This is a genomic window from Micromonospora rubida (assembly GCF_009908295.1).
In the GTDB taxonomy this organism is placed as follows: domain Bacteria; phylum Actinomycetota; class Actinomycetes; order Mycobacteriales; family Micromonosporaceae; genus Micromonospora; species Micromonospora rubida.
In genome coordinates, this window is record NZ_JAAALO010000003.1 from 194,275 (window position 1) to 218,524 (window position 24,250).

Consider the following 24,250-nt stretch of genomic DNA (forward strand, 5'->3'; position numbering starts at 1 on the left):
GCGATGGACCTCAGCGTGCTGCGCAGATGGTGGCCCGTCGGCGCAGTGACCGCCCTGCTCGCCGTCGCCGCGCTGGCCTCCGGTCACTCGTCCCTCGGTGCCAGCCGCATCCCGCCCGCCGCAGACAACATTCCGTACGTGCCGGACTACCCGTCGACGCAGCCGCCGCCCTCGATCCCGGCCGAGCCGCGCGACGCCGGGGAGGCCACCCGCGCCCACATCCCCGAGTGGCTCGGCACCGTCGCGGTGGTGCTGCTCGGCCTGGCGATCGCCGTTGCCCTCGGCTACCTGACCTGGACCCTGGTCCGGGGGGTGGCCCGCCGCACCACCCGGGCGCTGCCGTCCAGCAGGGCCCGGCGCACCGCCGAGGGAACCGCCCGCGAGGTGGTCGCCGCGCTCGACGCCGGCCTGGTCGAGCTGGACGACGCCGACGTCGACCCGCGCACCGCCGTGATCGCCTGCTGGGTGCGCCTGGAGGAGGCCGCCGACGCGGCCGGGGTGGCCCGGCGGACCGGGGACACCTCCACCGACCTGGTGACCCGGCTGCTGCGCGGCGACCCCGAGGCCGGGATCCCGGCGATCGTCAGCGCCGATGTGCTGGCCGAGTTCGCCCACGTCTACCGCGGGGCCCGGTACGCCACCCGCCCCGTCGACGGACACACCCGCGACCAGGCCCGGGCCGCGCTGCGCCGGCTGCGCGGCGAGCTGACCGCCGTGGCCGCCGGCGCACCGGTCGAGGGGGCGTCGGCGTGAGCGCCAGCATCGAGGACCTGCTCGCCTTCGAGGAGGAGCCGCCGCCGCAGGCCCGGGCCACCGGGGGCGGCCGGGTCAGGGGCGTGCTGCGGGCCCTCGCGGTCGCCGGGGCGCTCACTGCGGTCGTGGTCGCCGGGCTGCGCACGGTCGGCCTCCAGGTCTCGCTGGCGGTCGTCGTCGCCGGGGTGGTCGCGCTGCTCGCCGTCCGCCGGGTCACCGCCGCGCTCGCCCCGCCGCCCCCGCCCCGGGTCGGGGCCCGCGCGCCCGCCGGTGAGGAGGACGGCAACTACCACTGGGCCGCCCGGGACGCGCTGCGCGCCGCGATCAACGGCTGGGAACGGCCGCTGGACTGGTCGTCGGGCCGGCCGGAGCGGTTCGCCGAGCGGCTCCTGCCCCGCCTCGGCGAGCTGGCCGACGAGCGGCTGCGTCAGCGGCACGGCTTCACCCGCGAGTCCGACCCGGCCCGCGCCCGGGCCCTGCTCGGGGACCGGCTCTCGACGTTCCTCGACACCCCGTCCCGCCGCACCCCGTCGCCGCGCGACCTCGCGGCGATCGTCGCCGAACTGGAGAAGATCTGATGAACGACGTGGACCGCACCCTGCCCACCGTCGAGGTCGGCCGCCTGGCCCGGGCGGTGCTGGACGCGGTCGGCTCGGTCGTGGTCGGCAAGCGGGAAACCCTGGAACTGGTCCTCGCCGGCATCCTGGCCGGCGGCCACGTGCTGCTGGAGGACCTGCCCGGGCTGGGCAAGACGCTGACCGCCCGCTGCTTCGCCCAGGCCCTCGGGCTGGACTTCCGCCGTCTCCAGTTCACCCCCGACCTGCTGCCCGCCGACGTCACCGGGTCGTTCCTGTACGACCAGCGCAGCGGCGACTTCTCCTTCCGCGCCGGCCCGGTCTTCACCAACCTGCTGCTCGCCGACGAGATCAACCGGACGCCGCCGAAGACCCAGTCGGCGCTGCTGGAGGCCATGCAGGAGAAGCAGGTCTCCGTGGAGGGCGTCACCTACCGGCTGGACGAGCCGTTCCACGTCCTGGCCACCGCCAACCCGATCGAGTACGAGGGGACGTACCCGCTGCCGGAGGCGCAGCTCGACCGGTTCCTGCTGCGGGTGTCGTTCGGCTACCCGGACCGGGAGGAGGAGTGGGACGTGCTGCGCCGGCGGATCGCCCGCCGCCGCGAGGAGGCCGAGATCAAGCCGGTCGTCGACGCCGCCACCCTGCGGGCCATGCAGGCCGCGCTGGAGGACGTGGTGGTGGAGGACTCCATCGGCCGGTACATCGTGCAGTTGACCGCGGCCACCCGGGAGCACCCGTCGGTGCTGGTCGGGGCGTCTCCGCGCGGCTCGCTGGCGCTGCTGCTGCTGGCCCGCGCCAGGGCGGTCTTCGCCGGCCGGGACTACGTGGTGCCGGAGGACGTCAAGGAGGTGGCCGCGCCGGCCCTGGCGCACCGGATCACGCTGCGCCCGGAGATGTGGCTGCGCCGGGTCGACCCGTCGTTCGTGGTCGGTGAGGTGCTCGACCAGACCCCGGCCCCGGCCAGCGGCGCGCTCCCGAGCTACGCCGCCGGCCGGCCGGGGCGCTGACGGCCGTGCCCACCGACGAGGGGCAGCAGCCGGCGGCGGGCTGGGCGCCGACCCGGGCGCTCGGCCGGGCGGTGCTGCTCACCGGCCTGCTGCTGATCGCCGGGGTGCTGCTCGGCCGGGTCGACCTGGTCGTGCTGGCCGCGCCGTTCGCGCTCGGCACCGCGTACGCGCTGCGTCGCCGGCCGAGCGCCGGGCCGCAGGTGTGGGTCGCCGCCGACGAGGGGCACCTGGTCGAGGGCGGCGAGTTCACCGGCACGGTTACCGTCGGCAACCCGGACACCGTCGGGTACGACGTCGTCGTGGTGCGCACCCGCGTCTCGCCCTGGCTGCTGGTCGAGCGCGCCCAGGTCGGCGGGGCGCGGGTCGACCTGTCCCGCAGCGGGGTGGACCGGCCCTTCGTCACCGTCGTGGACACCGGCACCGCCGTCGACCTGGAGCTGACCGGGAAGGCGCGGCGGTGGGGCCGGCACCTCGTCGGCCCGGCCGGTGCCCGGGTGGCCGCCGCGGGCGGGCTGCTGGTCTCCCGGGCGGCGGTCACCGAGCCGGCCCGGGTGCGGGTGTACCCGAGGACGGAGCCGTTCGAGGCGGTGGAGGCGATGCCCCGGGCTGCGGGCCTGGTCGGCGCGCACCACTCCCGCCGCCCGGGCGAGGGCGGTGAGCTGGCCGGCGTGCGGGTCTTCGGCCCTGGCGACCGGCTGCGCCGCATCGACTGGCGGGTCTCGCTGCGGGCCCGGCAGCTGCACGTGGCGGCCACCCTGTCGGACCGGGACGCCGAGGTGGTGGTCCTGCTGGACGTGCTCGCCGAGGCGGGCCGCTCCGGGGGCGTCGGCGGGGCCGCCTCGGTGCTCGACACCACGGTCCGGGCCGCCGCCGCGATCGGCGAGCACTATCTGCACCGGGGCGACCGGGTGGCGATGCTGGAGTACGGGCCGGCCGCCCGCCGGCTGCGCGCCGCCGCCGGCCGCCGGCAGTACCTGACGGTGCTGGAGTGGCTGCTCGACGTGCGGGCCGAGTCGTCCCCGCACGAGCCGTACGACCAGGTCTTCGGCCCGCAACTGCTCTCCTCGGACGCGCTGGTGGTGGTGCTCACCCCACTGCTGGACGAGCGGTCCGCTCAGATGCTCGCCCAGCTGGCCCGGTCCGGGCGGTTCGTGGTGGCCGTGGACACGCTCCCGGCCGACCTCGCTCCGCCGGGCCGGCAGGGCTGGGCCGAGGTGGCCTTCCGGCTGTGGCGGCTGGACCGGGACACCATGATCGGCCAGCTCCGCGAGCACGGGGTTCCGGTGGTCCGCTGGGCCGGCGCGGGCAGCCTGGACCAGGTGCTGCGGGACGTGGCCCGGCTCGCCACCGCCCCCCGGGTGGGTGCCCGGTGACGGCCGCGAGGACGAGGGGACGGAACCGGTGAAACCGGTCGAAGTGGTGATGGAACGGGCCAAAGCCGCGCGCTCGGCGGTCTACCGGGTGAGCCTGGCGCCGCTGCTGGTCCGCGCCGGGATCTTCGGCATGGTGCTGGCGGGCCTGCTGCTGGCGTACCCGGTGCAGGTCCTCACCGGGCGGCCGCTGGCTGCCCTCGCGGTGGTGGCGCTGCTGCCGGCGGTCGGGCCGCGCCGGGTCTGGTCGACCTTCGCCGCCCTGGTCACGGTGGGCGGATGGCTGCTGGCCACCGAGGGATACGGCCGGCCGGTCGCGCTGTGGCGGCTGCTCGCCGTGGCGACGGCGCTCTACCTGGCCCACTCGCTGTGCGCGCTGGCAGCCCTGCTGCCGTACGACGCGGTGGTGGACCCGGAACTGATCGTGCGCTGGCTCACCCGGGCCGGCGGGGTGCTGCTCGCCTCGGCCGTGCTCGGGGTGCTCCTGGTCGAGGTGTCGGGCGTCGGCGGGAACCGTGGCTTCCTCGCCGCGACCGTGGTGGGACTGCTGGTCGCGGTGGCGCTCAGTGCGCTGCTGGGGTGGCTGTTGCGTCGCAGATAGCGGGACGGCGGGGGGACGTCGCGCAGCTCACAGGTGTTGTGCTCCGTCACAGAACGGGGTCTCGGGCGGGATTAGCCGAGTCGCCCGGGGAAAGATAGATGACGTGAACCCGAAGCGGATCCTTGTCGTCGGTGCCGGGCACGTCGGTCTCTACGCCGCCCTGCGTCTGTCGAAGAAGCTCTCCTCAAGTGAGGCGGAGGTCGTCGTCGTCGACCCGCAGCCCCACATGACCTACCAGCCGTTCCTCCCGGAGGCGGCGGCGGGCAACATCTCCCCCCGGCACTCCGTGGTGCCACTGCGGCGGGCGTTGCGCGGGTGCAAGGTGATGGCGGGTACGGTCACGCGGATCGAGCACGACCGCAAGGTGGCCACGGTGCAGCCGATCAGCGGCCCGACCACGGAGATCGCCTACGACCACGTGATCGTGGCCCCCGGCGCGGTCTCCCGGACGCTGCCGATTCCCGGCCTGCACGAGCACGGCATCGGCTTCAAGACCATCGGCGAGGCCATCTTCCTGCGCAACCACGTGCTGGACCGGCTCGACGTGGCGGCCGCCACGCCGGATCCGGACGTCCGGCGCAGCGCGCTGACGTTCACCTTTGTCGGCGGCGGGTACGCGGGCATCGAGGCGCTGGCCGAGATGGAGGACATGGCCCGGGACGCCCTGCGCTACTACCCGGAGCTGAAGCCGGAGGACATGCGCTGGGTGCTGGTCGAGGCGACCCAGCGGGTGCTGCCCGAGGTCGACCGGGACATGGGCGCCTACACGGTGCAGCAGCTGCTGAAGCGGAACATGGACATCCGGCTGGACACCCGCCTGGAGTCCTGCGTCGACGGGGTGGTGAAGCTCTCCGACGGTGACAGCTTCCGCTCCGACACGATCGTCTGGACGGCCGGCGTCAAGCCGTCGCCGATGCTCGACGCGACCGACTTCCCGCGCGACGAGCGCCGCCGGGTCACCTGCCTGCCGACCCTCCAGGTCGTCGACGGCGACCGGGTGGTCGAGGGCGCGTGGAGCGCCGGCGACTGCGCGGCGGTGCCGGACCTGACCAAGGAGCCGGGTAACTTCTGCTCGCCGAGCGCCCAGCACGCGGTGCGCCAGGCCGCCCGGATGGCCGACAACATCGCGAACGTGGTCCGCGGGCGCGAGCCGGTGAACTACGCGCACAAGCACGCGGGCAGCGTGGCGAGCCTCGGCCTGTACAAGGGCGTGGCCCAGGTGTACGGCATCAAGATGACCGGCCTGCCGGCGTGGTTCATGCACCGGACGTACCACATGAGCCGGATCCCGTCGTTCAACCGCAAGATCCGGGTCGTGGTCGACTGGTCGCTGGCGTTCTTCCTCAAGCGCGAGGTGGTCGCCCTGGGCCAGCTGCACGATCCGCGCGAGGAGTTCGTCGAGGCGTCCCAGCCGGTCGCCCCCCGCGTTTAGTAGTCGCACGAAGAAAGCCCCCTCGCCGACGAGGGGGCTTTCTTCGTCGGGCCGCTCAGACCCGCCAGATCCAGGCGTCGGCGATCCGGGTGGACGGGCCGTAGAGCTGGTCCAGGACGGCCCGCAGCTCGTCGGCGCGCGGCGTGCCCTCGGCCAGCGCGAAGCAGGACGCGCCCCAGCGGTCGGCGTCCCGGGCGGCCTGCTGGCGCTCCGCGTCGCCGATCACGGGCCGGCCGCCCTGCTGCGCCACGTCCGTGAGCAGGGCCGACGTGGGCCGCTTCCAGGTGCCCATGGCGGCCGTGTCGCCGCGGCCGTACGGGCCGATGAAGAAGCCCTCCGGCAGGCCGAAGGCCGCGTCCGCCGCGGTCGCCCAGCGCATCGGCCACGGATCCTTCGGGGTGGGCAGCGGCACCGGCACCAGCACCCCGCCGGGCCGGACGCACTCCCGCCAGTGGCCGCCGGTGACGAACTCGGGCAGCGCCGGCCGCTCGGCGGTGGGCAGCGGCGCCGGCAGGACCGGCAGCAGCGCGATCCCGACCGCCGCCGGGATCAGCCGGCGGTTCGTCCCGGCGTCGCGCAGCGCCCGGTCCACGGCCAGCACCAGCAGCGTCGCGGTCAACGGCAGCACCCCCAGGGCGAACCGCATCGGCAGCGCGCCGTCGACCACCGGCAGGCCGCCGAGCAGGGCGTACGGGCCGGGGACGGAGGTCCGGTCGCCGCCGAGGACCACGTCCGGGCCGAGCGAGAGCGCGCCCATCGTCAGCGCCCCCGCCGCGCAGGCGATCACCAGCGGACGGCGGCCCAGCCAGATCGCGCACCCGAAGGTGACCACCAGCAGCGGCCAGCCGAGGAAGGCGTTGTACTCCGCCGGCCCGGTGGTGAGGCGGGCCGCCTCGTCGCTGCCCACCACCGACAGCGGGGAGACGGTCCACCAGCTGCTCAGGTCGGCCGAGAAGTAGTGCGGGCTGAACATTCCGTCCGAGACGCCCAGCGGGCCGGCGAACTGGAACCACAGCGGGTACGCCAGCACGAGCAGGGCCAGCCCGGCGGCGAGCAGCATCCCGCCGGCGAAGCCGGGCAGCGCCCGGCGCAGCAGCGCCCGGTCGGCCAGCGCGTACGCGACGGCCATCACCAGCAGCGTCACCGCGCAGAGGAAGAGCACCTCCTCGCCGACGAAGACCTGGACGCTGACGGCGGCGGCCAGGCCGACGGCGGAGGTGAGCATCCGGCGCCGGTCCGGGCCGACCCGGGCCGGTCCCGTCCCGCCCGCGTCGGGCACGTCGCCCGCCCGGCCCCGGGGGCGGCCGGCCCGGCCCAGCGGGTCGGCGGCGCGCAGCAGCCGGACCACCAGCCAGACGATCACCGGGACCAGCCACTGCGCGGTCATGTGCAGGTGACTGTTGGTCTGCGAGATCATCCCCGGGCCGAAGCCGCACAGCCCGGCGCCGAGCGCGGCGGCCAACCGGCGGGCCCCCAGGACCCGGGTGAAGAGCAGGTGCCAGGCGAGCGCGGTGCCGGCCAGGTTGAGCGCCGCGAGCAGGGCGAAGGTGACCGGCGCGCCGAGCAGCAGGGTCACCGGGGCGAAGAGCACGCCGAGCGCGATGACCGTGGTGTTGGCCATCAGGTTCACCCCGTCCGGGGCGTTGAGCCGGTCGGTGAGCAGACCGAAGTCGCCGAGCAGGGCGCGCGAGTCGACGGCCAGGAACCATTCGTACAGGGCCTGGTCCTCCGGGTTGAGCGCCAGGACCCGGCCGGCGGGGTCCGGCCACAGGCCGTGGGTGAGCCAGACCGCGAGGGCCGCGAAGAGCAGCCCGACGAGCAGGTCCGCCCGGTTTCGGGCGGCGGCGGACCGGAGCCTGGCCCACCGGGAACCGGCCGGAGCAGGGGCGTCGGTAGGGAGGGCTTGTTCGGGGGCGGCGTCGGGGGCCGTGGGGGCTGCGCTGCTCACGCCCCGACCCTAGTGCGGCGGCGGCGACGGGGTACGCCCGGTCGACGTGGACCCGCTACGGTGACACTGAACCGGCGCGTGTCGACGCGTCGGCGTGGCCCGCCCGGGTGGTGGAACGGCAGACACGGCCGCCTTAAAAGCGGCTGCCGCAAGGCGTGCGGGTTCGACCCCCGCCCCGGGCACCCGCCTCTCAGCTTCTTCACAGCTCCTGCCTCGCTCGGTGATCTCCACGGCGTCGATCGCGGCGTTTACCCTTGAAGGGCACGTTCACGTGCGACGACCCCCTGAGGGAGGCCAGACAGTGAAGACTTCGAACCCGGTGCTCGCCCGACTAGGCCAGGCGGCCGAGCGGGAGCGCGCCACCGGGTACGCCCCGAACGGGCCCTACGGGCAGCCCGGATATCCCCCACAGCAGTACCCGGGCGCGACCGGCTACCCGGCCGCGCCGCCCACCGTGACGCCGATGTCCATCGACGACGTGGTGGTCAAGACCGTCACGCTCCTCGGCATCCTCGGCGTGTCCGCCGCGGCGGCCTGGGTGCTCGTGCCGGACTCGCTGCTCAGCGTCGCCTGGATCGGCGCCGCAGTGGTCGGCCTGGTGCTCGGCCTGATCATCTCGTTCTCCCGGATGGCGAACCCGGCGCTGGTCGTCGCGTACTCCGTCGTCGAGGGCGTCTTCGTCGGCATGGTGAGCAAGGCCTTCAACTCGCTCTACGACGGCATCGTGCTCCAGGCCGTGGTGGCCAGCTTCGGCGTGTTCTTCCTGATGGCCATGCTCTACAAGGCGCGGGTCATCCGGGCGACGCCCAAGTTCGTCCGGGGCATGGCCGCGGCGATGGTCGGCCTCTTCGCGGTGATGATGATCAACCTGGTGCTGGCGCTGTTCGGCGTCAACACGGGCCTGCGCGACGGCAGCCCGCTGGCGATCGGCTTCAGCCTGGTCTGCATCGTGGTCGCGTCGCTGAGCTTCGTGCTCAGCTTCGACGAGATCGAGCAGGGCGTCCGGATGGGCCTGCCCCAGCGCTACTCCTGGACGGCCGCGTTCGGCATCCTGGTCAGCCTGGTCTGGCTCTACATCGAGATCCTGCGCCTGCTGAGCTTCTTCCAGGGCGACGACTGACCCGCGTCGCCGACGGCGCCCGCCCCCGCGACCCGCGGCGGCGGGCGCCGTCGTCTGCGGGCCCGCCGCCGCCCGCCGCCGCCGGGAGCCGGGCCCGGCGTTTGCCCGCCGCCGCCGACCCCGCCGGGGCAGAGTGACTGCGAGGGGTACGTCGGCCAGGAGGTGACGGTGCGCAGTTCCAACCCGGTGTTGGACCGGCTGGACGACACCCGCCGACGGGAGCGCGAGGTGCTCGGGCTCGGCGGTGCCGAGGCGATGACCGTCGACGACGTGGTGGCGCGCACCGTCGGGCTGCTGCTGCTCACCGTCGCCACGGCGGCGGTCGCCTGGTTCGTCGTCCCGCAGGCGGTGTGGATCTCCGCCGCGCTCGCCGGCTCCGCGCTGGCGGCGATCGCGTTGGCGCTGGTCATCTCGCTGCGCGGGAGCACCAACCCGGCGCTGATCGCCGGGTACGCGGTGCTCCAGGGGCTGCTGCTCGGGGTGGCCAGCCGGGCGTTCGAGCTGGTCTACCCGGGGATCGTGGTGCAGGCCGTGGTGGGCACGTCCGGCGTCTTCCTCGGCATGTCGCTGCTGTACCGGGCCCGGGTGGTCCGGGCCACCCCGCGGCTGGCCCGGCTGGTGGCCGGCACGCTGCTCGGGATCGTCGCGATCGGCGTGGTCAACCTGGTCGCGTACCTGCTGACCGGCCGGCAGGGGCTGGAGGTGTACAGCCTGACCTCCGGGGTCGGCTGGCTGTCGTACCTGTTCTCGGTGGTGGCGATCATCGCCGGCGCGTTCAGCTTCATCCTCGACTTCGACCTGGTCGAACGGTCGGTCCGCGCGGGCCTGCCCCGCCGGTACGCGTGGTACTGCGCGTTCGGGCTGCTCTCCGGCCTGGTCTTCCTCTACTGGCAGCTGCTGCGACTGCTCAGCTACCTGCGCCGCTGACCGGCCGGCCGGCGGCCTTTCGTAGACTCGGCGGGGTGAGCGCAGCGGAACTGGACCGGGCGGTGGGACTGCTGGCCCGTCAGGTCGGGCACTGGCAGCAACCGCGCTGGGCGGCGTCCGCCGGGGACGGCAACGTCTCCCGGGCCGACCTGGTGCACCGGCTGGTGCAGGAGCTCGCGAACCTCGCCGCCGACGCCGAGGGGCAGCCACGGCGGGCGGTGCCCCGGCTCGGCAACGACCTCGCCCTGCCCGACCAGCTCCGGGTGGTCAGCGCCGACCTGCTGGCCGCCGCCCCGGCCGCCGACCTGCTGGCCCGGGCCGCCGCCGAGGTGACGGCGACCCGTACCGCGCTCTGAGCGGTGCCAGGCCGGGCCGGTGTCCGCCCGACCCGCCAGTGTCAGCCGAGGCGTTCGAGGACCATGGCCATGCCCTGGCCGCCGCCGACGCACATGGTCTCCAGGCCGACCGACCCGTCGTGCCAGTCCAGGGCGTTGAGCAGGGTGCCGGTGATCCGGGCGCCGGTCATGCCGAACGGGTGGCCGACGGCGATCGCCCCGCCCATCACGTTCAGCTTCTCCTCGGGGATGCCGAGCTGCCGGTAGGAGGGGATCACCTGAGCGGCGAACGCCTCGTTGATCTCGACCAGGTCGACGTCGTCGATGGTCATCCCGGCCCGCGCGAGGGCCTGCCGCGACGCCTCGACCGGGCCGAGACCCATGATCTCGGGGGACAGGGCGGTGACCCCGGTGGAGACGATCCGGGCCAGCGGGGTGATGCCCAGGTCCCGGGCCCGCTGGGCGCTCATGATCACCACGGCGGCCGCGCCGTCGTTGAGCGGGCAGCAGTTGCCGGCGGTGATCCGGCCGTCGGGGCGGAACACCGGCTTCAGCCCGGCGACCCCCTCCAGGGTGACCCCGGCCCGAGGCCCGTCGTCGGCGCTGACCACGGTGCCGTCCGGGGTCGTTACAGGGGTGATCTCGCGGGCCCAGAAGCCGTCGGCGATCGCCTTCTCGGCCAGGTTCTGGCTGCGCACGCCGAAGGCGTCCATGTCGGCGCGGGTCACGTCGTGCACCTGGGCCAGGTTCTCGGCGGTCTGCCCCATGGTCAGGTAGATGTCGGGCAGCTCGCCGGACTCGCGCGGGTCCGTCCAGACCTCCGCGCCGCCCTGGGCGCGCTGCGTCGACCGGTCCCGCGCCGCCGCGAAGCGGGGGTTCTCCCAGCCGCCACCCACCAACGCCTGCGCCTCGGGCGGCAGCCCGTCGGAGTTGCCCCGGGCGTACCGGGAGACCATCTCGACCCCGGCGGAGACGAACACGTCGCCCTCGCCGGCCCGGATCGCGTGCATCGCCATCCGGGTGGTCTGCAGCGAGGAGGCGCAGTACCGGGTGAGGGTGGCGCCCGGCAGGCCGTCCAGGCCCATCAGGGTGGCGACCACCCGGGCCATGTTGAAGCCCTGCTCGCCACCGGGCAGGCCGCAGCCCAGGTAGAGGTCGTCGATCTCGGTGGGGTCGAGCTGGGGGACCTTGTCCAGGGCGGCCCGGACGATGGTGGCGGCGAGGTCGTCGGGGCGGACGTCGCGCAGGGAACCCTTGTGCGCCCGGCCGATGGGGGAACGGGCGGTGGCGACGATGACGGCGTCGCGGGACGACTCGGTCGGCATGAACCAACGTTAACTCGCCGGTAACATGCCGGGGAAGCGTCCCACCCAGCGGGAAATGTCACCCCGGAGCCCGGAGCCCGGACGCGGCTGCCGTGCCGCCGGGCTCGGCGGCGGTCAGTGGCTGTCAGTGGCGGGAGGCCACGTTCGCCGCGGCGGCGACCGCCGGGATCAGCGCGTGGGCCCAGATCCGGTACCCGTCGGCGGAGGGGTGGAATCCGTCGTGGCAGAAGGTGCCGGCGTCGGCCCGGAACACCGGGCCGGTCTCGGTGCCCAGGTCGACCACGGACCCCCCGGCGTCGAGCACGGCGACGGTCTGCGCCCGGGCCACCCGCCGGCCGGCCCAGCCGACCACCTGCCGCAGCGGTGGGGCGATCGCGTGGACCGCCCCCAGGTCGGGGCAGGTGCCGACGACGACCTCGACGTGCGCCTCGCGCAACCGCCGCACGGCCGCCCCGAGGTAGGCCCCGGCCTCCGCCGGCCGGCGCAGCGCGGTGGCGTCGTTGGCGCCGATCAGGATCACCGCCACGTCGGGGCGCGGGCCGAGCAGTGCCCGGGCCACCTGGGTGGCCAGGTCGGTGGAGCGGGAGCCGGACACCCCGACGCTGGACAGGTGCACCTGGCGGCCCGCCGGCCCCTCGGCGAGCAGGTGGGCGAGCTGCCCGCCGATGGTGTCGCCCAGCCGCCCCACGCCGACCCCGAGGGCGGACGAGTCGCCGAGCAGGACCAGCCGCAGCGGCGGCGCGCCCGGCCGCCCCACCGTGGCGCGCAGGGCCAGCCCCAGCTCCGGCTGGGCGTACGGGCGGTTGCGGGCGACGAACGCCTCGCCGGCGAGGACGGCCGCGCCGCCGATCGTCCCGGCGATCAGGGACAGGGCCGCAGCCCGGGCCAGCCGGAGGGCGAGTTCCGCACCCGGGCCCCGGTCCCCGGCGCCGTGGCTGCCGCTGTGCTCGGTCATGGCCGTCCCTCCAGTGTGGGTGAGCCGGCGGCCGGGCCGGGTTGCGGCACCGCGCCGACGCCGAAGAAGGCCCGCCGGCGCAGCTGCGCCCACCGCCCGGCCGGCCCCCGGTCGCGCCCGTGGACCTGGACGGCGCTGACCTCCGTGCCCGCGTGCCGGGCCGCCTCCTGGGCGGCCTCCGGCAGCGACCGTACGCCCTCCCCGCGCGCGAGGCCAGGGCGACGCTCCTGCCCGGTGCCGAGCGCCGAGAGCACGGTCGGCAGCAGCGCGGCGGCGGCCACCGCGTACCCCTCGGCGGAGGGATGGAACCGGTCCCAGGCGAACATCCGGGTCGGCTCGGCGACGAACCGGGGACCGAGCAGGTCGCCGAGGGAGACCGTCCAGCCGCCCGCCTCCACCACCGCCATCGTCTGGGCGGCGGCGAGCTGCCGGCTCCAGCGTCGGGCCAGCCAGCGCAGCGGCGGCTGGATCGGCTGGATCGCCCCGAGGTCGGGGCAGGTGCCGACCACCACCTCGCACCCGCCCTCGCGCAGCGCGTGGACCGCGTCGAACAGGTAGCGCACGGCCAGGCTCGCCGGGGCGCGGTTGGTGACGTCGTTGCCGCCGATCAGGATCACCGCGACGTCCGGCTGGTGCTCCAGCGCGGACTCCACCTGCGGCTTGAGCCCCGACGAGATGGCGCCCACCACGGCGAACCGGTGCAGCCGCACCGGGCGGTGCAGGCGGCGGGACAGCCCGGTGGCCAGCAGTGACCCGGGGGTCTCCCGGCGGCGGTGCACCCCGTAGCCGGCGGCGGTGGAATCGCCGAGGATCACCACGGTCAGCGGCGGGCCGGGGAGCTTCGCGCCGTAGACGCCGTCGCAGCGGGGCGGGGGCGCCTCGGCCATCGGAATGGTGCGGCGGGCCTGCCGGGCCTGGCCGATCAGCACCCCGCCCGCGGCGGCGGCGGCAGCGGCGGTGGCGCCCGTGCCGAGCGCCGCCAGGCGGGCCACCCGCCGGGCGCGGCGCCAGCGCGGACCAATTGGTACGGCAGAACCAGCGACCCCCATACCGCGACATTATCGCGCCGGCACGACAAGTCGCTGTCGTCGTGCTGCCCTCTGCGATGGCTGGGATCCGACGGTTGCGGGTATTCCTTGCACCGACACCGCACGATGTCGGACGGAGAGGGGTGCGGAGATGGGTAAGACACTGAAGCGTGGCGCGGCGTTCACGGCGCTGGCCAGGGCGCTGTCCTCCGGGGCGCGGGGCGGCCCGTCGCTGGGCGCCCGGCTGGGGGCGCTGCCCCGGATGATCCGGGCCACCACCCGGGGCGAGTACGACGGCGGCCTCCGGCTGGCCCTGATGACCGCGGCGACGGCGTACATCGTCTCGCCGATCGACCTGCTCCCGGAGATCCCGCTGGCAATCTTCGGGCTGGCCGACGACGCGGTCATGGTCACCTGGTTGGCCGGCGCCGTGCTGGCGGAGACCGAGCGGTTCCTGGAGTGGGAGACCCGCCGCAGCTCGGTCATCCCGGGGCATGTGACGCCCTGACGGCACGTACCCTGGGCGTCGAATCAACGTCTGCCCGGCCGCCGTCGCCGGCGCCGCAACGGAGGGCACAACGAGGTGCAGTACTACGACAACGTCGTCGAGATGATCGGCAACACCCCGCTGGTACGGCTGCGCAACGTCACCGAGGGCATCCGGGCGACCGTGCTCGCGAAGGTGGAGTACCTCAACCCGGGCGGTTCGGTGAAGGACCGGATCGCGCTGCGGATGGTCGAGGACGCCGAGGCCGCCGGGATCCTGGGGCCGGGCGGCACCATCGTCGAGCCGACCAGCGGCAACACCGGCGTCGGGCTGGCCCTGGTGGCCCAGCTCAAGGGCTACCGGTGCGTGTTCGTCTGCCCCGACAAGGTCAGCCAGGACAAGCAGGACGTGCTGCGGGCGTACGGCGCGGAGGTGGTGGTCTGCCCGACCGCCGTCGCGCCGGAGGACCCGCGCTCCTACTACAACGTCTCCGACCGGCTGGCCCGGGAGATCCCCGGCGCGTGGAAGCCCGACCAGTACAGCAACCCGGCCAACCCGCGCTCGCACTACGAGACCACCGGGCCCGAGCTGTGGAAGCAGACCGGCGGCGGGCTGACCCACTTCGTGGCCGGGGTGGGCACCGGTGGCACCATCTCCGGCATCGGCCGGTACCTGAAGGAGGCCTCCGACGGGCGGGTGCGGATCGTCGGCGCGGACCCGGAGGGCTCGGTCTACTCCGGCGGCACCGGCCGGCCGTACCTGGTCGAGGGGGTCGGCGAGGACTTCTGGCCCGAGACGTACGACCGGAGCATCACCGACGAGATCGTGGAGGTCTCCGACAAGGCGTCCTTCGAGATGACCCGGCGGCTGGCCCGCGAGGAGGGGCTGCTGGTCGGCGGCTCCTGCGGGATGGCCGTGGTCGCCGCCCTGGAGGTGGCGCGCGCCGCCGGCCCGGACGACGTGATCGTGGTGCTGCTGCCCGACAGTGGCAAGGGATACCTGTCGAAGATCTTCAACGACGCCTGGATGGCCCGGTACGGCTTCCTGGACAACTCGGGCAACGAGCCGACCGTCGCCGACGCCCTCGCCAGCAAGCCGGGCGGGCTGCCCGAGCTGGTGCACGTGCACCCGACCGAGACGGTCCGTGACGCCATCGACTACATGCGCGAGTACGGCGTCTCCCAGCTCCCCGTGCTCAAGGCCGAGCCGCCCGTGGTGACCGGCGAGGTGGCCGGCTCGATCGCGGAGCGGGACCTGCTCGACGCCCTGTTCACCGGCCAGGCGCACCTGCACGACACGATCGAGCGGCACATGGCCGACCCGCTGCCGATGATCGGCGGCGGCCAGCCGGTGAGCGAGGCGGTCGCGCTGCTGGAGAAGTCCGACGCGGCGCTGGTGCTGGTGGACGGCAAGCCCAAGGGCGTGCTGACCCGGCAGGACCTGCTCGCCCACCTCGGCGCCCACTGACCCGACCGCGTCTCGGCACCTCCTGATGTGGTGGCGTGCCGCAGGGCCCCTTCCCCGACCGGGAAGGGGCCCTGACCCGTTACACAGCAGGCGCACAAGTTCGGCACAGGGTCCGCCCAACCCCTCGGCCTAGCGTCGGTGCCGGATCGGTTGATCCGTCGTCGAGCCACCCGGGAGGACCCATGCGTCACGACCTCGATCACCACGAAGGGCAGCGGGTCAGCCGTCGTCGGCTGATCGCCGGCGTCGGATCGATCGGGCTGGCCGGCCTGCTGGCCGCCTGCGGGCGGGGCGACGGGGCCGTCACCACGTCGACCGGTGAGGCCGTGACGCCGCAGGCCACCGCCGGCACGTCGGGCGACCTGGCCGCGCTCTTCGCCGACGCGAACACCTGCAAACTGACCGCGAGCACCACCCAGGGCCCGTACTACTTCGACGCCGACAAGATCCGTCGTGACATTCGGGAGGACCGGCCGGGCACCCGGCTGCGGGTGGCCATCCGGGTGCAGGACAGCGAGAAGTGCGCTCCGCTGCCGAACGCCGTCGTGGAGATCTGGCACTGCGACGCGGCGGGGCTGTACTCGGGCGCCGAGTCGCTGTCGACCGGCGGCGGCGCCCCCGGCGGCCCTCCGCCGAGCGGCGCTCCCGGTGGTGGACCGGGTGGCACTCCGCCCAGTGGTGCCCCCGGTGGTGGGCCGGGTGGTACTCCGCCGAGTGGCGCTCCCGGTGGTGGGCCGGGTGGGACTCCGCCCAGTGGTGCCCCCGGTGGTGGGCCGGGTGGGACTCCGCCGAGTGGTGCCCCGGGCGGTGGGGCGCCGGGCGGCGGCTCCGAGGGGCAGGCGGCCGACCTCAGGCCGACCGACGACAAGCGTTACCTGCGCGGTGCCCAGGTCACCAACGCCGACGGGATCGTCGAGTTCGTCACCGTCTGGCCGGGCTGGTACCGGGGCCGCACCGTGCACATCCACGCCATGGTGCACGTGAACAACAACAGGGTGCTCACCACCCAGGTGATGTTCGACGAGGCGCTCAACACGAAGGTCTTCGCCGCAGCGCCGTACGCCACGCACACCGGGCGGGACACCTTCAACGACAAGGACAACATCTACGCCGACAGCATGCTGATGAAGGTCGTCGAGGACGGCGACGGCTACCTCGGCGTGATCAACTTCTCGGCGGACTCGGACCGCGACGGCGCCTGACCCCCGCCGGGGGTGCCCCTACGCGGTCCACCGAGCGGCGATCGGTGTGGCAACCCCCGATCGCCGCTGCGCTCCACCGTCGGCGGCACCGCGCCTGGACCTTGGACCGTTGTCGTTAAGGGCGAACAAGAACTGTCCAAGAATCGCGATTCGGTGCCGCGCAAGGGCTTCGGAGGTGGTCGGCGGCTGGCGGGGCGCTGCCGGTGTCCGGGATGGCGCGGCCGGCGTTCTCGGGGTGGGGTTCAGCCATCGCAGTCCCGCCGGTTGGACGTAGATCGAGCGGCGGGCCACGGCGTCGCCCTTGGCGTCGATCTCGTAGCCGTCCAGCCACAGCCACCCGTGGTAGGTGTGCCAGTCGTCGTGGACTCGGATGACGCGGAAGACGATGGGCCGGACGAACTGGACGCTGGCGGCCCGGGTGACGTGCAGGAGATCCCCGCCCTGCGGCTTCCTGGACGTCGGCTTCCTGGGCGGCCCAGCCTCAGGCATCGCCGCTGCGCTGCTCGCCCTGCGCAGGCAGGACCATGTCGAGCCACCCCAGGTGCCGCAGCTCCATGTCCGGGTCGGGCGACAGGCCGCGCCGCTCACGTTCTTCAACCCCCAGGCGGTACCAGTCGCCCATGTACGCCACGAGCAGATCCCCCTGGCCGGCGAACTCGACGAGACTCGCCAACTGCCGCTCGAAGCACGGCCACGGCTTGCTGCAGACGAAGCACGGGCCGCCCGCGTACCTCGGTGGATGCTGGCCCATCACCGGTCCCGCGCCCCGGGCTCCAGCCGGGCCGGCGGGTCGTCGATGATCGCCTGCACCCGGACCATGACGACGCGCTCGCGCCACGGCGTGCCGTCGGGGCGCAGCTCCAGCCCTTCCAGCCGCACCCACCGCGACGCCAGGAAGTTCGCGTACCGAGGGACGTACGTGACCTTCAACCACAGCACCGTCTGCCCGATGCAGTAGTCGCACGGCTGAAGGGTCAGCACGTCGCCCGTGGTAACCAGCGGGTTCACTCCCGACACCGGGGCCAACCTCCGGGGTGTCCGCTCATCCTCTTCCCCTCCTCGCGGCGTAGGTGGGGGTCGCCAGCTCGTGGAAGGACCGGGCGACCCCCCGGCGCAGAACCCGCCCCCGCCGTAGGGCCAGAAACGGGTCCGCGTAGTGACAGTCTGGTGAGGACGCCGCTACTCTCGATACGCGCTCGCCCGGTTCGCGCAGGTCAGAGGGCTGGTCGAGCGAGCAAGCGAGACACACCCGACGAGGCTGAGCAAAAATTGGGGGACCGATGGGTACGGCCACAAACTATGTGCTCGGAGAGCTGCGACTGTTCCGAGCCTCGCTCGGGGCCAGCCAGGACGAATTCGGCCGAGCCATCGGCTACTCCGGCTCACATGTCAGCTCGGTCGAGACGGGCGGTCGCCCGCCGACGAAGGAGTACATGAAGGCGATCGACAGCCAGTATCACCTCGATGACCGTTTCGGTCGGATGCTCCGCGAGCTGGCCAAGCTGGACGCCGACCCGGTCTGGCTGCGCGAATGGATCGAGTTCGAGCGCGAGGTGACGACGCTGCGGTGGTTCGAGCTGTCGTACCTCCCGGGCCTGCTCCAGACCGAGCGGTACGCGCGGGCGACGCTGGCGGGCGGCCGGTTCACCCCCGACGAGGTCGAGCGGATCGTGGCGTCCAGGCTGGGCCGGCAGGAGATCCTGGAGCGCGATCGCCCGCCGCAGTTCATCGCCGTCGTGGACGAGAGCGTGCTGCGCCGGCCGGTGCTCGATCAGCCGGGGCTCATGGCGGAACAGCTCGACCACCTCGTCGCGCAGGCGATGCGGGAACACATCCAGGTGCACGTCGTGCCCGTGGACGCCGGGATGTACCTGGGGCTGGCCGGTCAGTTCATCATCGCCGAGCTGCCCGACGGCACCCGGGTGGCTCACGCCGACAACCAGCTCAGCGCGCAGATCGTCGATGCGCCCGTGGACGTTGCTAAAATCGCGAGAACCTGGGAGATCGTGCGGAACGAGGCGCTTCCCCGCCGGCAGTCCAGCGAGCTGATCAAGGAGGTGGCGAAGTCATGGAGTCGATGACCCCACAGTGGCGGAAGTCGAGCAGGTCCGGCGGCAACGGCGGGTCCTGCGTCGAGGTCGCGGACAACATGCCGGGCGTCGTGCTGGTACGCGACACCAAGGACCGCGACGGCGGCACCCTCCACCTCAACCCCGGCGCCTGGCAGTCCTTCGTGGACCTGGCGAAGAAGATCGGCCCGGTGGGCTGAAGTCTCCAGAACGCGATAGAGGTCCCCAGCACGAAGCTGGGGGCCATCTTCGCTCTGGGCTCAGTGGGGAAGCATCCGGCCATCAGTCGTTGGATGGGTGCCATGAACGTGCGGTCCGCACGGCGGCTTCCCCGCCTACTAGGGCTAGCAGGGTCGCCAAGGCCACTACTGCGACGACCCCTGCGACGAGGAGGTTCATCGAGAGCTCACCCGCATCGCGGATCACAAGTCCGAGCCATCCGAGGAAGCCAGCAACGATCGCGCCGATCACGCCGGCGACGACGAGCGGTAGCGCCATATTCCAACCGGCGATGCCGATGTAGAGGCGGCGACCTGCATTGTAGGCTGCGAGGACGCCGAGCGAGCTGGCCTGGCTGAGGAAGATACTGACGGCGGCGAAAGCCCCGGCGAGCACCAGCACAGCGACTCCCACCAATCCGAATGCCAGCACCCAGTTGAAAGCGGCGGCGCCTTCCAAGCCACCAGCGATCCAGTCTTGTCCCGGTGTCGAGACGTAGGGCTTGGCCAGGGTCGCGTAGGCAGCTTGCTGGATCTGCTGTACTCCGATCTTGCTCGCGTCGTTGAGCACGAAGAAGCCGGTGATCTCGCCGGTTGTCACCGGCGCTGCGGTCACCGCGAACTCTGGATCGGAAATCTCGGTGTCAAAGAGCAGCGCCCGCCCCCTCGCGCTGGCGCTGCTATAGGCGTCTTCGATGCGCACCGGCGACTGAGGGCATTGCGCTAGACGCCCGAGGGCGCGCAGTGCGGCGCAGGTACCTACGACTGTGGGTTGATCGGCGGTATCGACGACACGCAAGACACTGTCTGGGCCGAGTGCCTCGGCGAAATGGTCCGCGTCCGCAGCCGTCGCCTTGGTGCGGACGGACACGAGTTTGTCACCAACGGAGAGGGCTGAGCTAGAGGCGCCGTTGGCTAGTCCGCGGGTCCGCTCGATGACCCACTCCTGCTGCACCTGCACCTGCACGAGCAGGCCCAGGCCGATCACGAATGCCGCGCACAGTCGGGCGACGAGAGCGGGACGAGCACCAAGCCACCGCCCTCCCACGACCGCCGACGGCCAGCTGCGGCGACCACCGAGAATGGCGATCCAGCGCCCACCGGTGACAGCGAGGCTGGCCAGCACCGACGGCAGGGTCGCAAACGTTGCCGCCATGCCGACGAGGAAGACGACAAGGCCAACGGGAAAGCCGGGGCTGATACCGCCGTCGGAGTTGGCAGCGCCCCAGATAGCCGTGCCCAGCGCCAACGGGAAGATGGTCTGGGGTGCCCCCCGCAAACGCGTGCGCAGCTTCCAGGGCCTCGTCTGTCCCTGGACCCTGCTACGCAGCTGAGCGATCACTACGAGCGCGAGGACGCCAGTCACGACAATGAGTGTGAGGGGGGCGAGCAGCGCCCGCGTGCTGGCAAGATCATCGCCGCCGATGATGTAATCGGTGAGAGGAAGGCGCAGGTCGACCAGCGTCGCTAGCAGAGCGATCAAGCCACCCAACAGGGCTCCGGCGGCCACCGGCATGATGGCCTCGCCGATCAACACCCATGCCCGAGACCGGGTTGAGGCGCCGAGCGCGTCGAGCATCGCAAGGCGGCGGTCTCGCCGCTCGGCGTTGCTGCGCACGGCGAGCAGCACGAGCACGGCGGTCGGTATCGCCACGGCGCCTAGGACCAGGACCGCGACGTCGGTGGCTGTCCAGCTGCTGCCTGAGACAAAGACGGTGCTCGGTGAGAGGGCGCCCACCATGCGTTCAGGGTCGATCCCGAATCCGCTGATCGCCACTCGTCCCTCGCGCTGGTCGAAGGCCAGGTCGGTGGGAGGGCGATAGTAGGCGAGTCGCTCCGCCGGACCCGTCAGGCCGTGTCGAGCGATCGTGCCGCCGTATCGGCCGTAGCGTTGCTTCAGTGCTTGCGGGTCGGAGCTGTCGAGTAGCGCCGGTGAGAGGAACACCTCGCCTGGTGCGGGCCATCGAGGCAGGCCGGGCGGCGGCGGCGCGTCGGGGCGAAGTGGCGCCACGTAGAAGACGTCGAACTGCTTGTTGTCGTCGTAGTCGGAGTGGAGGATCCACCGGGCGGTCGCCGACGACTCCGTGCCGCTGGCGACGAAAACTGGCTCTCGGGCCGCGATGCGTTCGGTGCGTTCGGCAGCAACAGCGTCGATCGCGAGGAAGATCCAGCAGGTGAGCAGGACTGTCGCCGTCGCGGCGACGAGCGCCCAGCGGTGGACGGCGCTGCTGGCTCCACCACGCCGCCCCGCGCGACGACCGAGCGTGACGAGGATCAGAGCCCTGCTCATGGGGTGCCTGCGACGACGGTGGTGAGGTGCCCGGAGTCGAGGGATAGGCGGTGTTCCGCCCGGTCGGCTATGCGGTCGTTGTGGGTCACGACGATCAACGCGCAGCCATACTGTTCGGGTAGTCCGAAGAGCAGGTCCGCGACGATATCCGCCGAGGCGCGGTCCAGTGATCCAGTCGGCTCATCTGCCAACATCACCGCAGGCTCCGTGATAAGCGCTCGAGCCACCGCGACGCGCTGCCGCTCGCCGCCTGACAGCGTGGCGGTCGGCGCGTCGGCCAGGTCGCCGACGCCGAGATCCCGGAGCAGGTCGGCGGCACGGGAGTGAGCACGTCGCCGTCCCACAGCGGCCAGCAGCGCGGGAAGGGCGACGTTCTCCAGCGGTGTCAACTCGGGAAGCAGCTCGCCGAACTGATACACGACACCGACAGATTTAAGGCGGAGAGCCGCCCGTGCCTTCGGGGTGAGGGTGGTCAACTCCGTGCCGCCGATCCGCACCTGCCCGGCGGACAATGGTAGGACTCCGGCGAGGCACATCAGCAGAGTTGTCTTTCCAGAGCCACTCGGGCCCATAACCGCCATCGACCCGCCCGAACTGACCTCTAGATCCACCTCATCGAAGACTACTCTGTCGGCGATCGAGTAGCGCAGCCCTCGCGCATGCACCGCCAACGCGTTCCTAATTGCCGACACGTGCCCCCCTAACGCAGAAGTCTGGTGCGGGCCGGGTCGACCTTCTGCCCGCACCAGACTCACCCTGGAACTGTCATACCACGTGGTTAGCGAGTTGCGTCGGTACTGCAGGTGTTGCTTCCCGCGTCGTCAACACATGAGTTGAAGCGCTGGATCAGGTTCGAGGACGACTTGTCGCTGGTCTCGGTGGTGCCGCAGCCCTGGGAGTTGCGGAACACCTGCGCCAACCCGGAATCGCGCTTGTAGTCCGAGTACACGTCATTGGCGTCGCAGGCCGTGTCCTCGACCGAGATGCCCTGCCAGTTGTCGACATCTCTGGTGACGGACCCGTTGGTGCTCTTGGTGGCTGCGATAGCGAGGCTGGGCAGCGACCAAGCTACCAGGCCGATTGAGACAGCAAGGGCCAATTTGACCGGTGGCCTACTCAAGGGACCACTCCTTTCCGCTGAATCGAAGGTGCGCGCGGGGCTCCTTTGCGGATGCGAGATGTGAAGGCCGCTAGCAGACACTGCACACCCAGGCGAATCGACATTATTTCATGTTGGTGGTCAACAACAAGGAGCCACCACACCCAATCCGATGGCTATCGCCAATCTTCATGAGTCTCGTCAGAGATCACATCGCTCGTCCGGTCCGGCCGCACCCCGTCGCAGGCCGAAGCCTGGGCCGATCAGATCCCAGCCTGGAAGCAGGCCGCGCCGCACGCGGTCAACGCCTTCACCCTCTGGGAGCAGCGACTTCAGGAGAACCCGACCCACACCGTGGACCGCTCACGGTAGCCGCCCGCACCTGGGCCACCCACCGCCAGCCACTGATACAACGAAGGTGAGTCGGTACGACGCCTTACAGCTCGCGGGCGTAGCGGAGCTGGGGGGTTCGGACGGTGCCGATCTGCTCCTCGCGGCGCTCGCCGGTGGGCAGCCAGCCGCCGCGCTCGTAGAACCGGCGGGCGTGGGCGTTGGGCTCCAGCACCCACAGCACTCCCCGACGCCAGCCCCGGCCGCGCATGGTGGCCAGCGCGTCGGCCATCAGCGCCCGGCCGGTGCCCCGGCCCTGCTCGGCCGGGTCGAGGTGGATGGCGTTGAGCAGGCCGGTCGCCGGATCCTCCTGGTCGTCCGGGCCGACATAGCTGAAGCCGACCAGCCGGCCGTCCCGCTCGACGACGGTCATCAGGTGCTCGTCGCGCTCCCAGCTCCACCGCTCGGCCCAGTAGGCCCCCATCGCCTCCGGCGTCGGATCGGCCAGCGACGCCGCCGGCAGGAACGACGAGTACGCCGCCACCCGGGATTGGTGGTGCAGCGCCCCCACCGTATGCAGGTCGTCGGCGGTCGCGCGGCGGAGGAGGATCGTCACCCGGGCGAGGCTACCCGCCGGGGCGGGACCGGAACGGTCATCAGGTCCTCGGCGATCACCAGCTCACCGGCGAAGTGCTCCCGGGCCTCGTCGGCGAAGCGCCGGGCGTCGGCGTACCGCTGGGAGAAGTGGGTGAGCACCAGCGTGCGTACCCCCGACTCGGCCGCCACCCGCGCGGCCTGGCCCGCCGTGAGGTGCCCGACCTCGGCGGCGAGCGCGGCCTCGGACTCCAGGAACGTCGACTCGATGACCAGCAGGTCGGCGTGCTCGGCGAGGGCGTACACCCCGTCGCAGAGCCCGGTGTCCATCACGAAGGCGAACCGCTGCCCCGGCCGGGTCACGCTCACCTCGTCGCGGGTCACGCGGCGTCCGCCGACGTCCAGGTGGCCGACGCGGAGCAGCTCCCCGACGGCCGGCCCGGCGATGCCGTACGCGGCCAGCCGCTCCGGCAGCATCCGGCAGCCGTCCGGCTCGACCAGCCGATAGCCGTACGTCTCGATCGGGTGCCGCAGCCGGCGGGCCTCCAGCGTGCCGGCGCGCAGGGCGAACCGCTGCCCGTCGGCGGTGATCGGCTCGACGACCAGCTCGGCGGTCTCGTGGAAGCTCGACGCGTGCCGCAGCCGGTCGAAGTACTCGGCGCCGCCGGCCGGGAAGTGCACCGCCACCGGGCGGGGCACCCGGTCCAGGGAGAGCCGCTGGATGGTGCCGGGCAGGCCGAGGCAGTGGTCGCCGTGGAAGTGGGTGACGCAGATCCGGGTCAGGTCGGTGGCGGTGACGCCGGTGTGCAGAAGTTGCCGCTGGCTGCCCTCGCCCGGGTCGAAGAGGATCACCTCGTCGTCCCAGCGCAGCACGTACCCGTTGTGGTTGCGTTGCCGGGTCGGCGCCTGGCTGGCCGTCCCGAGCACCACCAGTTCGCGCATCGACACATTGCCCCCGGTGAGCATGGAGCGACCCCCGGGGTTTTCCGCGCTTGTGCGCGGGCCGGCTGGACTGGGCCGGCGCCCCGGGGGTCGGGTGGCTGTCTGGTTTTCGCCGCACCGCTGCCACACGGTCTCGACGATGGTGCATTGCCCGCCTCGCGGCGGACGAGTTT

25 protein-coding genes, 1 tRNA gene and 1 pseudogene are annotated in these 24,250 nt (G+C 72.7%); 15 read left to right on the forward strand and 12 right to left on the reverse strand.

Going from position 1 to position 24,250, the window contains the following annotated elements; translation table 11 throughout:
- Positions 1 to 3: 3 nt before the first annotated feature.
- The 6 genes from GVV04_RS10620 (at position 4) to GVV04_RS10645 (ending at position 5,741) form a co-directional block, all read left to right on the forward strand.
- Positions 4 to 753: a DUF4129 domain-containing protein gene (locus tag GVV04_RS10620; RefSeq protein ID WP_161688329.1), complete on the forward strand. Its 750-nt coding sequence runs from the start codon at positions 4 to 6 to the stop codon at positions 751 to 753.
- Entirely contained in the window at positions 750 to 1,331 is a 582-nt protein-coding gene (locus GVV04_RS10625) for a hypothetical protein (RefSeq protein ID WP_161687113.1), read from the forward strand. The genes GVV04_RS10620 and GVV04_RS10625 overlap by 4 nt, the downstream gene beginning before the upstream one ends.
- Positions 1,331 to 2,338 carry an AAA family ATPase gene (locus GVV04_RS10630; protein WP_161687115.1) on the forward strand — a complete coding sequence of 336 codons (1,008 nt, stop codon included), beginning with the start codon at positions 1,331 to 1,333 and terminating at the stop codon, positions 2,336 to 2,338. The genes GVV04_RS10625 and GVV04_RS10630 overlap by 1 nt, the downstream gene beginning before the upstream one ends.
- Positions 2,335 to 3,711, forward strand: coding sequence for a DUF58 domain-containing protein (locus GVV04_RS10635; protein WP_161688331.1), 1,377 nt, complete (start codon positions 2,335 to 2,337; stop codon positions 3,709 to 3,711). The genes GVV04_RS10630 and GVV04_RS10635 overlap by 4 nt, the downstream gene beginning before the upstream one ends.
- A gap of 49 nt (positions 3,712 to 3,760) precedes the next feature.
- A complete protein-coding gene (locus tag GVV04_RS10640) occupies positions 3,761 to 4,309 on the forward strand; it encodes a hypothetical protein (RefSeq protein ID WP_161688333.1) in 549 nt (182 codons plus the stop codon).
- 103 nt (positions 4,310 to 4,412) lie between these two features.
- Positions 4,413 to 5,741 (forward strand): NAD(P)/FAD-dependent oxidoreductase, encoded by a 1,329-nt coding sequence (locus GVV04_RS10645; protein WP_161687117.1) that lies wholly within the window; start codon positions 4,413 to 4,415, stop codon positions 5,739 to 5,741.
- A gap of 55 nt (positions 5,742 to 5,796) precedes the next feature.
- Here GVV04_RS10645 and GVV04_RS10650 read toward each other — a convergent pair whose 3' ends face one another.
- A complete protein-coding gene (locus GVV04_RS10650; protein WP_161687119.1) occupies positions 5,797 to 7,689 on the reverse strand; it encodes a hypothetical protein in 1,893 nt (630 codons plus the stop codon).
- Positions 7,690 to 7,790: 101 nt separating this feature from the next.
- On the opposite strand from GVV04_RS10650, the gene GVV04_RS10655 reads away from it, so the two are divergent.
- The 4 genes from GVV04_RS10655 to GVV04_RS10670 all read left to right on the forward strand — a co-directional run bounded on the left by GVV04_RS10655 (position 7,791) and on the right by GVV04_RS10670 (position 10,092).
- Positions 7,791 to 7,871, forward strand: a tRNA-Leu gene (locus GVV04_RS10655).
- A 119-nt stretch (positions 7,872 to 7,990) separates the two neighbouring features.
- Entirely contained in the window at positions 7,991 to 8,809 is an 819-nt protein-coding gene (locus tag GVV04_RS10660; protein ID WP_161687121.1) for a Bax inhibitor-1/YccA family protein, read from the forward strand.
- Between the two features lie 168 nt (positions 8,810 to 8,977).
- A complete protein-coding gene (locus GVV04_RS10665) occupies positions 8,978 to 9,736 on the forward strand; it encodes a Bax inhibitor-1/YccA family protein (protein ID WP_161687123.1) in 759 nt (252 codons plus the stop codon).
- Positions 9,737 to 9,771: 35 nt separating this feature from the next.
- On the forward strand, positions 9,772 to 10,092 hold the full coding sequence (locus GVV04_RS10670) for a hypothetical protein (RefSeq protein ID WP_161687125.1): 321 nt from the start codon (positions 9,772 to 9,774) through the stop codon (positions 10,090 to 10,092).
- Positions 10,093 to 10,133: 41 nt separating this feature from the next.
- Here GVV04_RS10670 and GVV04_RS10675 read toward each other — a convergent pair whose 3' ends face one another.
- From GVV04_RS10675 to GVV04_RS10685, 3 genes are all read right to left on the reverse strand, one after another.
- Complete coding sequence (locus GVV04_RS10675; protein ID WP_161687127.1) at positions 10,134 to 11,396, reverse strand: acetyl-CoA C-acetyltransferase; 1,263 nt, start codon at positions 11,394 to 11,396, stop codon at positions 10,134 to 10,136.
- Between the two features lie 124 nt (positions 11,397 to 11,520).
- A complete protein-coding gene (locus GVV04_RS10680; RefSeq protein WP_161687129.1) occupies positions 11,521 to 12,351 on the reverse strand; it encodes an SGNH/GDSL hydrolase family protein in 831 nt (276 codons plus the stop codon).
- On the reverse strand, positions 12,348 to 13,400 hold the full coding sequence (locus tag GVV04_RS10685) for an SGNH/GDSL hydrolase family protein (RefSeq protein ID WP_161687131.1): 1,053 nt from the start codon (positions 13,398 to 13,400) through the stop codon (positions 12,348 to 12,350). The genes GVV04_RS10680 and GVV04_RS10685 overlap by 4 nt, the downstream gene beginning before the upstream one ends.
- 130 nt (positions 13,401 to 13,530) lie before the next feature.
- On the opposite strand from GVV04_RS10685, the gene GVV04_RS10690 reads away from it, so the two are divergent.
- The 3 genes from GVV04_RS10690 (at position 13,531) to GVV04_RS10700 (ending at position 16,535) form a co-directional block, all read left to right on the forward strand.
- Positions 13,531 to 13,887: a YkvA family protein gene (locus GVV04_RS10690; protein WP_161687133.1), complete on the forward strand. Its 357-nt coding sequence runs from the start codon at positions 13,531 to 13,533 to the stop codon at positions 13,885 to 13,887.
- A 75-nt stretch (positions 13,888 to 13,962) separates the two neighbouring features.
- Complete coding sequence (locus GVV04_RS10695; protein ID WP_161687135.1) at positions 13,963 to 15,333, forward strand: cystathionine beta-synthase; 1,371 nt, start codon at positions 13,963 to 13,965, stop codon at positions 15,331 to 15,333.
- A 182-nt stretch (positions 15,334 to 15,515) separates the two neighbouring features.
- Complete coding sequence (locus GVV04_RS10700) at positions 15,516 to 16,535, forward strand: dioxygenase family protein (RefSeq protein WP_161687136.1); 1,020 nt, start codon at positions 15,516 to 15,518, stop codon at positions 16,533 to 16,535.
- Positions 16,536 to 16,736: 201 nt separating this feature from the next.
- Here the strand turns inward: GVV04_RS10700 and GVV04_RS10705 are convergent.
- From GVV04_RS10705 to GVV04_RS10715, 3 genes and pseudogenes are all read right to left on the reverse strand, one after another.
- Positions 16,737 to 17,024: pseudogene (locus GVV04_RS10705) on the reverse strand (hypothetical protein); the annotation flags it as partial.
- Positions 17,017 to 17,286 (reverse strand): hypothetical protein, encoded by a 270-nt coding sequence (locus tag GVV04_RS10710; protein WP_161687138.1) that lies wholly within the window; start codon positions 17,284 to 17,286, stop codon positions 17,017 to 17,019. The gene GVV04_RS10710 and the pseudogene GVV04_RS10705, both read right to left, overlap by 8 nt.
- Complete coding sequence (locus GVV04_RS10715; protein WP_161687140.1) at positions 17,286 to 17,552, reverse strand: hypothetical protein; 267 nt, start codon at positions 17,550 to 17,552, stop codon at positions 17,286 to 17,288. Before GVV04_RS10715 ends, GVV04_RS10710 begins: the two co-directional genes overlap by 1 nt.
- A gap of 263 nt (positions 17,553 to 17,815) precedes the next feature.
- On the opposite strand from GVV04_RS10715, the gene GVV04_RS10720 reads away from it, so the two are divergent.
- Positions 17,816 to 18,616: a helix-turn-helix domain-containing protein gene (locus GVV04_RS10720; RefSeq protein WP_161687142.1), complete on the forward strand. Its 801-nt coding sequence runs from the start codon at positions 17,816 to 17,818 to the stop codon at positions 18,614 to 18,616.
- A complete protein-coding gene (locus GVV04_RS10725) occupies positions 18,613 to 18,804 on the forward strand; it encodes a DUF397 domain-containing protein (protein WP_161688335.1) in 192 nt (63 codons plus the stop codon). Before GVV04_RS10720 ends, GVV04_RS10725 begins: the two co-directional genes overlap by 4 nt.
- 82 nt (positions 18,805 to 18,886) lie before the next feature.
- Here the strand turns inward: GVV04_RS10725 and GVV04_RS10730 are convergent, their stop codons facing one another.
- From GVV04_RS10730 to GVV04_RS10750, 5 genes are all read right to left on the reverse strand, one after another.
- Positions 18,887 to 21,112, reverse strand: a complete 2,226-nt coding sequence (locus GVV04_RS10730) for an FtsX-like permease family protein (protein ID WP_161687144.1) — start codon at positions 21,110 to 21,112, stop codon at positions 18,887 to 18,889.
- Entirely contained in the window at positions 21,109 to 21,804 is a 696-nt protein-coding gene (locus GVV04_RS10735; protein ID WP_328822302.1) for an ABC transporter ATP-binding protein, read from the reverse strand. Before GVV04_RS10735 ends, GVV04_RS10730 begins: the two co-directional genes overlap by 4 nt.
- 86 nt (positions 21,805 to 21,890) lie before the next feature.
- Entirely contained in the window at positions 21,891 to 22,232 is a 342-nt protein-coding gene (locus GVV04_RS10740) for a hypothetical protein (protein WP_161687146.1), read from the reverse strand.
- A 415-nt stretch (positions 22,233 to 22,647) separates the two neighbouring features.
- A complete protein-coding gene (locus tag GVV04_RS10745; RefSeq protein WP_161687148.1) occupies positions 22,648 to 23,157 on the reverse strand; it encodes a GNAT family N-acetyltransferase in 510 nt (169 codons plus the stop codon).
- Positions 23,154 to 24,083: a ribonuclease Z gene (locus tag GVV04_RS10750; RefSeq protein ID WP_161688339.1), complete on the reverse strand. Its 930-nt coding sequence runs from the start codon at positions 24,081 to 24,083 to the stop codon at positions 23,154 to 23,156. Before GVV04_RS10750 ends, GVV04_RS10745 begins: the two co-directional genes overlap by 4 nt.
- Between the last annotated feature and the right edge of the window lie 167 nt (positions 24,084 to 24,250).

Bases quoted from the DNA above. Each gene is read 5' to 3' on its own strand.
- GVV04_RS10620 (WP_161688329.1), top strand. From the start codon at position 4: ATGGACCTCAGCGTGCTGCGCAGATGGTGGCCCGTCGGCGCAGTGACC.
- GVV04_RS10630 (WP_161687115.1), top strand. From the start codon at position 1,331: ATGAACGACGTGGACCGCACCCTGCCCACCGTCGAGGTCGGCCGCCTG.
- GVV04_RS10640 (WP_161688333.1), top strand. From the start codon at position 3,761: ATGGAACGGGCCAAAGCCGCGCGCTCGGCGGTCTACCGGGTGAGCCTG.
- GVV04_RS10675 (WP_161687127.1), bottom strand. From the start codon at position 11,396: ATGCCGACCGAGTCGTCCCGCGACGCCGTCATCGTCGCCACCGCCCGT.
- GVV04_RS10680 (WP_161687129.1), bottom strand. From the start codon at position 12,351: ATGACCGAGCACAGCGGCAGCCACGGCGCCGGGGACCGGGGCCCGGGT.
- GVV04_RS10685 (WP_161687131.1), bottom strand. From the start codon at position 13,400: ATGGGGGTCGCTGGTTCTGCCGTACCAATTGGTCCGCGCTGGCGCCGC.
- GVV04_RS10690 (WP_161687133.1), top strand. From the start codon at position 13,531: ATGGGTAAGACACTGAAGCGTGGCGCGGCGTTCACGGCGCTGGCCAGG.
- GVV04_RS10700 (WP_161687136.1), top strand. From the start codon at position 15,516: ATGCGTCACGACCTCGATCACCACGAAGGGCAGCGGGTCAGCCGTCGT.
- GVV04_RS10710 (WP_161687138.1), bottom strand. From the start codon at position 17,286: ATGGGCCAGCATCCACCGAGGTACGCGGGCGGCCCGTGCTTCGTCTGC.
- GVV04_RS10720 (WP_161687142.1), top strand. From the start codon at position 17,816: ATGGGTACGGCCACAAACTATGTGCTCGGAGAGCTGCGACTGTTCCGA.
- GVV04_RS10725 (WP_161688335.1), top strand. From the start codon at position 18,613: ATGACCCCACAGTGGCGGAAGTCGAGCAGGTCCGGCGGCAACGGCGGG.
- GVV04_RS10730 (WP_161687144.1), bottom strand. From the start codon at position 21,112: ATGAGCAGGGCTCTGATCCTCGTCACGCTCGGTCGTCGCGCGGGGCGG.